Source organism: Kitasatospora sp. NPDC059803 (assembly GCF_042732255.1).
Taxonomy (GTDB): Bacteria; Actinomycetota; Actinomycetes; order Streptomycetales; family Streptomycetaceae; genus Kitasatospora.
In genome coordinates this window covers 1-10,641 of record NZ_JBHWIJ010000297.1, presented here as the reverse complement: position 1 = coordinate 10,641, position 10,641 = coordinate 1, and the positions used below count along the sequence as shown (strand labels likewise).

Here is a 10,641-nt window from a genome sequence, read left to right as displayed (position 1 = left end):
CTTCGGCGACGCGTCGTCAGAACTTGTTCTTCGGGGTCAGCCCGAGGGAGAGCCCGGAGAGGCCGCGCTGGCGGCCGCCGAGCTTGCCGGCGACGGCGCGCAGGGCGGCGCCGGCCGGGGAGTCGGGGGCGGCGAGTACGACCGGGCGGCCGTCGTCGCCGCCCTCGCGCAGGCGCACGTCGATCGGGATCGAGCCGAGCACCGGGACGGTCGCGCCGACGGTGCGGGTGAGCGCGTCCGCGACGGTCTGGCCGCCGCCGGTGCCGAAGACGTCGATCATCTCGTCGCAGTGCGGGCACGGCATGCCGGACATGTTCTCGATCACGCCGACGATCTTCTGGTGGGTCTGCACCGCGATGGTGCCGGCCCGCTCGGCCACCTCGGCGGCGGCCATCTGCGGGGTGGTGACGATCAGGATCTCCGCGTTGGGGACCAGCTGGGCCACCGAGATCGCGATGTCGCCGGTGCCGGGCGGCAGGTCCAGCAGCAGGACGTCCAGGTCGCCCCAGTAGACGTCGGCGAGGAACTGCTGGAGCGCGCGGTGCAGCATCGGGCCGCGCCAGACCACCGGGGCGTTGCCCGGGGTGAACATGCCGATCGAGATGACCTTCACGCCGTGCGACTGCGGCGGCATGATCATGTCCTGGACCTGGGTGGGCCGGCCCTCGACGCCGAGCATGCGGGGCACGCTGTGGCCGTAGATGTCGGCGTCCACGACGGCGACCTTCAGGCCGTCGGCGGCCATCGCGGCGGCCAGGTTGACCGTGACGGAGGACTTGCCGACGCCGCCCTTGCCGGAGGCGACGGCGTAGACCCGGGTCAGCGTGCCCGGCTTGGCGAACGGGATCTCCCGCTCGGGGGCGCCGCCGCGCAGCAGCTGGGAGAGCTCCTTGCGCTGCTCGTCGCTCATCACGTCGAGCTCGACCTCGACGCCGGTCACACCGGGCACGCGGCCGACCGCTTCGCGGACCCGGGTGACGATGGTGTCGCGCATCGGGCAGCCGGAGACGGTCAGGTAGACCGCGACGCGCACCGCGCCGTCCTCGGCGATCCCGACCGATTTCACCATGCCGATCTCGGTGATCGGGCGGTTGATCTCCGGGTCGTTGACGGTCGCCAGCGCCTGGCGTACGGACTCCTCCGTGACGCCGGCCGCGACCTCTGTCTCGTTGGCCATGCCTTGATGGTACGGCGCTCGGGGGATCCCCTAACCCGCCGGTAGCGTGCCGCCGGTCACAGCGTCCCGGAGGGCTCCCGGCGCTCCTCGATCTCCTTGAGCAGGGACTGGAGTTCGGAGCGGATGAAGTCTCGGGTGGCGACCTCGCCGAGCCCGTGCCGCAGGGCCGCGACCTCGCGGGTCAGGTACTCGGTGTCCGCGATGTTGCGGTCGCTGCGGGCCCGGTCCTGCTCCATGTTGACCCGGTCCCGGTTGTCCTGGCGGTTCTGCGCGAGCAGGATCAGCGGGGCCGCGTAGGAGGCCTGGAGGGACAGCACCAGGGTGAGGAAGATGAAGGGGTAGCTGTCGAAGCGCACGTTCTCCGGCAGCAGGGTGTTCCAGGCCACCCAGATGATGATCACCACCGTCATCCAGACGATGAAGCGGCCGGTGCCCAGGAACCGCGCGATCCGTTCGGAGAGCTTGCCGAACGCCTCCGGGTCGTAGGCGGGCAGCGAGATCAGCCCGGGCCGGGCGGTGCGGGGCTGGTCGAGCCGGGTGCGGGCCGGGCCGGCCACGGAGATCTCGGCGCGCCGCTCCCGGCCGCCCTCCCGGCCGCGCAGTTCGCGCAGCTGGCGCAGTTCCCGCAGTTCGCTCTGGATGCGTTGGCGGGGGGACTCGTCCCGCCGCCCCTTGCGGTCAGCGTCCACCGTGCACCTCTTCCCTCGTGCCGTCCGTGTCGTCGTGGCCGTGCAGGACGGACTCGCGCCAGTCCTCCGGCAGCAGGTGGTCGAGCACGTCGTCGACGGTCACCGCGCCGAGCAGGTGGTCGGCCTCGTCGACGACCGGCGCGGACACCAGGTTGTAGGTCGCCAGGTAGCTGGTGATCAGCGACAGCGGGGTGTCCGGCGGCAGCGGGTCCAGGTCGTCGTCGACCAGCGAGCCGACCAGCACGTACGGCGGCTCGCGCAGCAGCCGCTGGAAGTGCACGGTGCCCAGGTACTTGCCGGTCGGGGTCTCGTTCGGCGGCCGGCAGACGTACACCTGCGCGGCGAGCGCGGGCTTGTGGTCGGAGACCCGGATGCGGGCGAGCGCCTCGGCCACGGTCGCGTCCGGCTCCAGCACGACCGGCTCGGTGGTCATCAGACCGCCGGCGGTGTTCTCCTCGTACGACAGCAGGCGGCGGACGGGCTCGGCCTCGTCCGGCTCCATCAGCTGGAGCAGCCGCTCGGCCTCGTCGTCGGGCAGTTCGGAGAGCAGGTCGGCGGCGTCGTCCGGGTCCATCGCCTCCAGGATGTCGGCGGCGCGTTCGTCCTTGAGCTTGCCGATGATCTCGACCTGGTCGTCCTCGGGCAGCTCCTCCAGGACGTCGGCGAGCCGCTCGTCGTCGAGCGCGGCGGCCACCTCGGCGCGGCGCTTGGCGGACAGGTGGTGCATGACGCTGGCGAGGTCGGCGGCGCGCAGCTGGTCGAAGGTGGCGAGCAGGTTGGCGGCGCCCTGGTCCTGCTCGGGCAGCGTGAAGCCGGTGACGTCCTGCCAGTCCAGGGTGAGCCGCTCGCCCTTGCCCTTGCGCAGCCGGCCGGCCCGGCCGACCTGGACGAAGACCTTGCTGATCTCCCACTCGCGCATCCGGGTCTGCACCATCCCGACGTCCAGCACGGTGACGTCCTCACCGGTCTTGGACCAGGTGACGGTGCGGTCCAGCAGCTCGGCGAGCACCAGGGTCTCGGACGGGCGCTGCTCGAAGCGCCGCAGGTTGATCACGCCGGTGGCGAGCACCTGGCCGGACTCCAGGCTGGTCACCCGGGTCATCGGCAGGAAGATCCGGCGCCGGCCGACCACCTCGACCACCAGGCCCAGGACCCGCGGCGGGCGGCCGCCGAGCCGCAGCGAGACGACGACGTCACGGACCCGGCCGACCTGGTCGCCGTTCGGGTCGAAGACGGCGAGGGCGGAGAGGTGGGAGATGAAGACCCGGGTGCCTGGCCCTGCCATGAACTCCCTCTACTCGTTCGACGCCGTGCCGGGTACGCCGGGGCGCACCTGCGGGCAAGGCTACCCGCGTGTCGCGAGCCCGGCCCGACGAGGCACGGTACACAGCCGAGGAGTCCCGGGCGTGAATCTTTAGCGGCGCTTGAACAGCAGTTTGGGCAGACCGGCCGGGACGGGGCGGCGGGTGGTGGCCGCGGTGGGCATCGGCTGGGCGGCGTGCGAGCCGTCCGGCATCGCGCCCGGACGCTCGGTCAGCGCTCCGGCGGGCTCCAGGCGCAGCACCCGGCACTCGCGGGCCCAGCGGTCGGTGATGGTGTCGGTGTCGGGCGCGTTCAGCCGCTTGCCCTTGAGCTCCTCGACGGCGCCCAGCCAGGCCTCGCCGCCCGGGGCCAGCTCCGAGACCCGGGCGCTCCAGCCGGTCAGCCGGCCGCCCTTGTCCTTGCTGCGGACGGTCACCACCGCGCCGGCTCCGGCGGTCAGGCCGTGCAGCGGCTGCTCGCCGCCCTCGCCGACCACCACCACGGCGCCGTCGTGCCAGGCGTGCCAGAGCGGGCGGGCCTGCTCCTGGCCGTCCGCGCGGACCCAGAGGAGGCCGGACTTCTTCGCGGCCTCCTCCAGCAGGGCCTGGTCGAGGAGGTCGTCGGCGGTCGCGGCGGCGGGCGTACGGTCCATGGCGCCCAGGGTACGACCTCCGCCGTCCACGAGTTGTCTCAGCCGTCGGGCGACAGTTCCATCGGCTTGCCACGGGCCTTACCGTAGGAGCGCCCAGCCCCGGCCTGGTCCAGCCCGGCCCGGTCCAGCCCCGGCCCGGTTCAGTCAGGCCCCGCCTCGCCCCAGCCCACGTGACCAGCAGAGGAGCGCCGTGCCCGCCGCCCGGCCCGCGACCGCACCCGCACCAGCCGCCACCGCCACCGAGCCGGCGCACCCGCTCCCCACCGCCGACCTGCTGCTGCTCGCCGTCTCCATCGCCGGCATCTCGCTGTCCGGCCCGCTGATCAGCGCCACCGCCGCGCCCGCGCTGGCGATCGCGTTCTGGCGCAACGTCATGTCGGTCGGCGTCCTCGGCCCGTACGCGCTGCTGCGCCACCGCGCCGAACTGCGCGGGATCGGCCGGCGGGCGCTGCTGCTCGCGATCGCGGCGGGCGTACTGCTCGCCGTGCACTTCGCGCTCTGGATGCCCAGCCTGCGGATGACCTCGGTGGCCTCGGCGACCGCCCTGGTCACCACCACCCCGCTGTGGACCATCCTGCTGATGCGACTGCTCGGCGTCCGCGCCCCCCGGATGGTCTGGCTCGGTACGGGCGTGGCCTTCGCCGGCGTGCTGGTGCTGACCGGCGTCGACCTCTCGCTCTCCCCGCGCGCGCTGCTCGGCGACGCGCTCGCCCTCGGCGCGGGCCTGGCCGCCGCCGGGTACATGCTGCTGGGCGCGGAGGTCCGCAAGACCGTCAGCACCACCGCGTACACGCTGGTCTGCTACGCCACCACGGCGGTGGGCCTGCTGGCGATCTGCCTGGTCGCCGGGACGCCGCTGGCCGGCTGGCCGGCCGGGGTGTGGTGGCAGATCGTGCTGCTGATGGTCGCCGCCCAACTGCTCGGCCACTCGCTGAGCAACCGCGTGGTGCGCAGCCTCGGCCCGTCGATCACCTCCACCGCGATCCTGCTGGAGACGCCGGGCGCGGCCCTGATCGCCGCCCTGTGGCTCGGCCAGTGGCCCCCAGTGGCGGCGTATCCGGCGGTGGTGCTGATCCTGGTGGGCCTGGTCCTGGTCGCCCGCGGCGGCCGGCGGTAGCGGTCGGCGGGCGCCGCGGGCGGCTACAGCCAGCCGTTGCGGCGGAAGCCCCGGTACATCCCGACGCAGATCAGCATGATGGCGCCGAGCACCATCGGATAGCCGTACTTGTGGTGCAGCTCGGGCATGTACTCGAAGTTCATGCCGTACACGCCGGTGATCATGGTGGGCACGGCGAAGATCGCCGCCCAGGCGGTGATCTTGCGCATGTCCTCGTTCTGCGCCACCGAGACCTGCGCCAGGTTGGCCTGGAGCAGCGAGTTCAGCAGTTCGTCGAAGCCGTGCACCTGCTCGGTGACCCGGGCCAGGTGGTCGGCGACGTCCCGGAAGTACTTCTGGATGTCCGGGTCGACGAGGCGCTGCAGCGGCTCGGACAACTGCTGCATCGGGCGCAGCAGCGGCACCACGGCCCGCTTGAACTCCAGTACCTCGCGCTTGAGTTGGTACACCCGGCCGACGTCGGCGCTGCGCCCGCCCTTGGCCGAGAAGACGCCGTACTCGATCTCGTCCACGTCGTTCTGCAGCCGCTCGGAGACCAGCAGGTAGTTGTCCACGACGTGGTCGGCGATCGCGTGCAGCACCGCGGACGGGCCCTTGGCGAGCAGTCCGGACTCGTCCGCGTCGGCCTCCAGCCGGTGCCGCAGCTCCTGCAGCGAGCCGTGGCCGCCGTGCCGGACGGTGATCACGAAGTCCCGCCCGGCGAAGACCATCAGCTCGCCGGTCTCCACCACCTCGCTGGTCGGGGTGAGCTGGTCGTGCTCGACGTAGCGGATGGTCTTGAAGACGGCGAACAGCACGTCGTCGTAGCGCTCGACCTTGGGCCGCTGGTGCGCGTGCACCGCGTCCTCGACTGCGAGCGGGTGCAGGCCGAAGCGCTGGGCGATGCCCTCGAACTCGGCCTCGGTCGGCTCGTGCAGCCCGATCCAGCTGAACGAGCCGTCCCCGTCCGGGAGTTGGTGTGCGGCCTTGATCCGGCGGGCGGCCTCGCGGGGGCTGCAGGTCTCGCCGTGGCGCTTGCCGTGCTGGTACACCGCGCAGTCGACGACCGCCGAGCCGGCGCCCACCGGGACGGCGTCGTACGCGCCGACCGCGGAGCGGCGGCGGTTGGTGCGGACGGCGGCGCGCAGGCTGTTGATCATCGACATGGCAGGCTCCCTGGAACAGGAGCCGCCGCACAGCGGCGTAGGGGTCCCCCGGTCGGAAGGCGGGGGAGGAGCGGGCGGCCGTGGTGCGACGGCGAAGAACACCGGTGAAGGGGGGTGAGGGTGCTCTCCCGGCCGGTTCGTCCGCGTCCGGCCTGCCCGGGCTACCTCGGCTGGATCAGCCGGTTCAGCCTGCGTGGCGAGGGGTACGGGGAAGTCGGGGCCGGGTAGAGCTGCCGGTACTGCATGGTCGGCCGGTATCCACCGCAACCACCTCCTTCGTGCCGCCGCCCCGGGAACCTGAGGATTCCCGGTGGCCAGTCGCTCACCCTAACATCTGACCGACCATCGGCGCCCCGGGCTTTCCCGAGGCTTTGCCCAGGCCGCCCGCACACGGCCGGCCTGCCCCCGGGGGTTACGCTCACCGGCATGGCGCACGACTTCCCGCTCTTCGGCGAACCCCACGGCGGCAGCTCCCCGGCGCTCTCCCGGGAGGCGGTGCTGGCCGCCGTCGAGGCCCGGCTGATCACCACCTTCGGCGAGCCGAGCGGCCGCGCCGCGGTCACCTTCCTCGGCACCGACCGGATCGAGGTGCTGCGCTTCGGCCCGGACGCCGACGGCCTGGTCCGGTACGCGACGCTCGGCATGGCCGCCGCGCCGATGGCCGATCCGACCGCACCGGTGGCCGACCAACTGCGCGGCCCGCGCGCCGAACTGGTGCTGACCGTCCGCGGCGGGCGCGACAGCGTGCTGCGCAGCCTGGCCACCCTGGCCGCGACCCCGCAGGTCGAGGGACTGGTGGTGGCCCCCGGCGGCTCGCTGGACCTCGGCGCCCCGCTGTGGGACGGCGCGCCGTTCACCTCGGTGCTGGCCGCCGAGCCGGGCGGCCTGGTGCCGGACCTGGAGCTGGACGAGCCGGCCGACCCGGTCCGCTTCCTGCCGCTGCTGCCGATGACGCCCAACGAGGCCGGCTGGAAGCGGGTGCACGGCGCGGCCGCGCTCCAGGAGCGCTGGCTGGACCAGGGTGCCGACCTGCGCGACCCGGACCGCCGCGGTGTCCGGCTGGACTGACCGGGGCTCAGGCCGCGGGTCTCCCGTCCTGGCCCCGCGCTCCCGCCGCGCCCCCGCACCCCGGCGTGCGGCCCTCAGCCGCCGATCGGCTTCGCGCCGGTGGCCTGCGCCAGCAGGGCCTCGTACACCGCGGGATCGGTGGTGTGCTCGCCGAGCCGGACGGTCTTGCGGCTGCCGTGGTAGTCGCTGGAGCCGGTGACCAGCAGCCCCAGCTCGCCGGCCAGGCCGCGCAGCCGCACCCGGGTCTCCTCGTCGTGGTCGGTGTGGTCGACCTCCAGCGCCGCCAGCCCGGCCGCCGCGAGGTCGGCGATCACCTGGTCCGGGACGGTCCGCCCGCGCTTGACCGCGCCGGGGTGGGCGAACACCGGCACCCCGCCGGCGGCCCGGACCAGCCGGACCGCCTCGATCGGGTCGGTCTCGTGCTTGCGGACGTCCGCCCGGGCGCCGTTGGCCAGCCACTCGGCGGTGAAGGCGTCCGAGACGGTGGCCACCACGCCCGCCTCGACCAGCGCGCTGGCGATGTGCGGGCGCCCGACCGAGCCGGCCCCGGCGATCCGCTGCACCTGCTCCCAGCTGATGTCCGCGCCGAGTTCGCGGCAGCGCTCGACGACCGCCCGCCCGCGCCGGAACCGGTCGGTGCGCACCAGCTCCCGCTCGCGCGCGAACTCCGGCTCGTCCGGGTCGAACAGGTACGCCAGCAGGTGCATGCTGACGTCGTCCACCGCGCAGGACAGTTCGGCGCCCGGGACGACGGTCAGTCGGCTGCCGGCCGGCAGCGCGCGCACCGCCCCGGCGGCCTCCGCGTGGCCCGCGACGGTGTCGTGGTCGGTGAGCGCCACGACGTCGAGGCCCGCGGCCACGGCCGCCGCGACCAGTTCGGCCGGGCTGTCGGTGCCGTCGGAGGCGTTGCTGTGGGCGTGCAGGTCGATGCGCACGGGGCGGACTCCTGGGGGCTCGGGGTGCCGCCCAGGATAGGACAGGGCGCCAGGCCCCGGCCGGACGGGACTTATCCCAGCAGGCGGGGGGAGAGGGCCCCGCAGGGGAGCAGGTCCAGTTCGGCGCCGGCCTCGCGCAGGTCGGTGAGGACGAGTTCGTCGTACATCACCAGGGCGGACTGCTCGGGCCAGGCGACCGCCCAGAGCCAGAGGCCGCGGGCCTCGCCGACGAACACCGCGCGGTCGGCCGGGGCGTCCGGGATGTGGAACATCGGGGTGGGCCGGCCGGCGGCCAGCAGCTTGGCGTCGGCGGGCTTGTAGAGGCCGACGGAGTCGCCCGGATCGGGCCCGGGCATCCCGGCGTAGCGGGCGCCGAGGCCGACCCCCAGCTCCTCGGCGACGAGCACCAGCTCGCCGAAGCCGCCGAGCGGGGCCGGTCCGGAGCAGGCGACGGCGGTGGCCCGGGCGCCGGAGACGTCGTCGCCGACGTGGGCGATGCCGGTGTAGAGCCAGCCGACCGGGAGCGGCCAGGGCAGCCAGACGGGGACCTGCGAGCGGGCGACGGCGACGCCCAGGGCTTCGACGCTCGGTGGCAGCACGGGCTGCATCGGGTGCACGGCTCCGTGCCGGTCGCACTGCCAGGTGTCTGAGAACAGACCGGGGGCGCGGACCCGACCGGCGCACCTCGGGCAGCTTGGCTCGCCCCTCATAGGCGACAACGCTCCTCCCTCCGGACCGCCGCGTCAAGGACGATCACCCGTACGGAGGGCTCGGCGGCACCTGTCGGTGGCGGGGCCCGTTCGGCGCGGGGTGGGGCGGCGCGGCACGGGCGGTTCCCGTTGGGGGATGTCCCGTGGCGGGCGGCGGCAAACGTCGACGGGCGCAGGGCCCGGACACACTGACGCCCCGTCATCGGCGATCGCGGTGACAGGGCGTCAGTCGGGTATCGGAACGTCCAGATCGGACGCTCCCGGCTCGTCGGCGGCGGGTGAGGGCTCCCGGTCGGAGGCGCCGCGCGTGGTCAGACGGTCGGGCACGGGCGGATGAGCAGGCGCTCACCGGTGCGGGCGGCGGCCTGGACGAACTCGCGGACGGTCTCGGCGTCGGCTATCAGGCGGTCGGCGGCGGAGCCGTTGGCGTCGTCCAGTCGAACGATCTCGAAGCGCATGGTCTTCGTCATGGGCGTCTCCTGTTCCTGCCCCGTCGGTCGGGGCGATTGCGGCTGGGTGGATACCAGCCCTTGAGGGGTCCTACGGGTCCGGCGGTGCGGCCGGATCGCTCGGTTCGTACGTGCGGCGGTCTGCTGCGGCAAGGGCTCCCCCTGCTTGCCCGGTGCGTCTGGTGCCTCGTGAACCACGGTGACGTGGTGGTGCTTCCGGGTCGTTGCCCGCCCGTGAAGTCCAGGTTTCGGCTGATTCGCGCCGACGCGGAGGCCGGCGATGATTCCCGGACAGAATCAAAGATTACCGTAACTAACGACTTTTGTCCTGTGTTGAAGACGGTCGAACTTCGAGAAGTGGTTCAGACCACTCTCCGGATCGGCCCGGTTCAGGCCCAGAACGCGGCCAGCGCCCCGGCCGTGGCGGCCGGGCGTTCGGCGTTGGGGGAGTGGCCGGCGTCCTCGACGACCACCCGGCGGGCCCCCAGGCGCTCCGCCATCCGGGTCTGCTCCGGCACCGGCCAGGCGTAGTCCCGCACCCCGGACAGCACCAGCACCGGCAGGCCGGCGGTGGCGGCGGCCAGCTCGGCCACCCGGTCCGGCGCGGCGACCAGATGACCACCGGTGACGCTCAGCGACAGCGGCACGTTGGCCAGCCAGCGGCGGTGCAGGAACTCCGCGACGGCCGGCTCCGGGCGCTGCTTCTGGTCCCCGCTGCCCTCCTCCATCTGCCGCATGACCTGCCAGATCTCCTCCAGGCTCATGACCGGCAGCACGTCCAGCAGCAGCTTGGTGCGGGCCGCCTCGGCCGGATCGATCGCGCCCGGGCCGGTGGACATCAGGGTCAGCGAGCGCCACGGCGACGGGCCGTCCGCGGCCGCGGCCAGCACCGCCTCCCGGACCACCTGGCCGCCGAAGGAGTGCCCCAGCAGGTGCGGCGGCCCGCCGCCGTCGGCGGCCACGGCCTCGGTGAGCGCCCGGACGTCCGCGCCGAGCGCCTCGACGGCGTACGCGGCCGGGTCGTCCGGGCCGCCGGTCTCGTACTGGCCGCGCTGGTCGACGGCGGTCACCCGGTAGCCCGCCGCCGCCAGCGGCTCCAGCAGGGCGATGAAGTCCTCCTTGCTGCCGGTGAAGCCCGGCACCAGCAGTGCCGAGCCGCGCACCGGCCCGTCCGGCTCGGCCCGCAGCGCGGCGAACCCGCCGCGGCTGGTCGACAGCCGCAGCGCGCGGGCACAGCGGGGAAGGGTGAGGAACGGCGGCGTGCTCATGGGCTGCTCTCCTGCGGGCGACTGGCCGGTAACCCCGACCCTATCCAGCCTGCGCCGGAACGCCGGAACGCCGGAACGCCGGAACGCCGGAACGCCGGAACGCCGGAGGGGGCGGGCCAGGCCACCAGG

At 73.8% G+C, this 10,641-nt stretch carries 11 protein-coding genes; 2 read left to right on the top strand and 9 right to left on the bottom strand.

Annotated elements, in window-relative coordinates; all coding sequences use genetic code 11:
* Positions 1–16: 16 nt before the first annotated feature.
* The 4 genes from ACFV6I_RS32725 to ACFV6I_RS32710 form a co-directional block, all read right to left on the bottom strand.
* Positions 17–1,177 (bottom strand): Mrp/NBP35 family ATP-binding protein, encoded by a 1,161-nt coding sequence (locus ACFV6I_RS32725; protein WP_063347929.1) that lies wholly within the window; start codon positions 1,175–1,177, stop codon positions 17–19.
* Between the two features lie 56 nt (positions 1,178–1,233).
* A complete protein-coding gene (locus ACFV6I_RS32720) occupies positions 1,234–1,806 on the bottom strand; it encodes a DUF1003 domain-containing protein (protein WP_079136259.1) in 573 nt (190 codons plus the stop codon).
* Between the two features lie 49 nt (positions 1,807–1,855).
* Entirely contained in the window at positions 1,856–3,151 is a 1,296-nt protein-coding gene (locus tag ACFV6I_RS32715; protein ID WP_380341390.1) for a magnesium transporter MgtE N-terminal domain-containing protein, read from the bottom strand.
* Between the two features lie 129 nt (positions 3,152–3,280).
* Positions 3,281–3,820 carry a hypothetical protein gene (locus tag ACFV6I_RS32710; RefSeq protein ID WP_380429252.1) on the bottom strand — a complete coding sequence of 180 codons (540 nt, stop codon included), beginning with the start codon at positions 3,818–3,820 and terminating at the stop codon, positions 3,281–3,283.
* Between the two features lie 190 nt (positions 3,821–4,010).
* Between ACFV6I_RS32710 and ACFV6I_RS32705 the strand changes: the two genes are divergently transcribed.
* On the top strand, positions 4,011–4,937 hold the full coding sequence (locus ACFV6I_RS32705) for a DMT family transporter (RefSeq protein ID WP_063347926.1): 927 nt from the start codon (positions 4,011–4,013) through the stop codon (positions 4,935–4,937).
* A gap of 23 nt (positions 4,938–4,960) precedes the next feature.
* Here ACFV6I_RS32705 and corA read toward each other — a convergent pair whose 3' ends face one another.
* On the bottom strand, positions 4,961–6,082 hold the full coding sequence (gene corA, locus ACFV6I_RS32700; RefSeq protein WP_063347925.1) for a magnesium/cobalt transporter CorA: 1,122 nt from the start codon (positions 6,080–6,082) through the stop codon (positions 4,961–4,963).
* Between the two features lie 426 nt (positions 6,083–6,508).
* Here corA and ACFV6I_RS32695 point away from each other — a divergent pair, with 426 nt between their 5' ends.
* Positions 6,509–7,150, top strand: coding sequence for a suppressor of fused domain protein (locus tag ACFV6I_RS32695; RefSeq protein WP_079135643.1), 642 nt, complete (start codon positions 6,509–6,511; stop codon positions 7,148–7,150).
* Between the two features lie 74 nt (positions 7,151–7,224).
* Here ACFV6I_RS32695 and ACFV6I_RS32690 read toward each other — a convergent pair whose 3' ends face one another.
* The 4 genes from ACFV6I_RS32690 to ACFV6I_RS32675 form a co-directional block, all read right to left on the bottom strand.
* Positions 7,225–8,085, bottom strand: coding sequence for a PHP domain-containing protein (locus ACFV6I_RS32690; protein ID WP_380429250.1), 861 nt, complete (start codon positions 8,083–8,085; stop codon positions 7,225–7,227).
* 71 nt (positions 8,086–8,156) lie between these two features.
* Complete coding sequence (locus ACFV6I_RS32685; RefSeq protein WP_063347923.1) at positions 8,157–8,795, bottom strand: DUF6758 family protein; 639 nt, start codon at positions 8,793–8,795, stop codon at positions 8,157–8,159.
* 311 nt (positions 8,796–9,106) lie between these two features.
* Positions 9,107–9,265 carry a hypothetical protein gene (locus ACFV6I_RS32680; RefSeq protein WP_159398440.1) on the bottom strand — a complete coding sequence of 53 codons (159 nt, stop codon included), beginning with the start codon at positions 9,263–9,265 and terminating at the stop codon, positions 9,107–9,109.
* Positions 9,266–9,633: 368 nt separating this feature from the next.
* Positions 9,634–10,512 carry an alpha/beta fold hydrolase gene (locus ACFV6I_RS32675; RefSeq protein ID WP_380429247.1) on the bottom strand — a complete coding sequence of 293 codons (879 nt, stop codon included), beginning with the start codon at positions 10,510–10,512 and terminating at the stop codon, positions 9,634–9,636.
* Between the last annotated feature and the right edge of the window lie 129 nt (positions 10,513–10,641).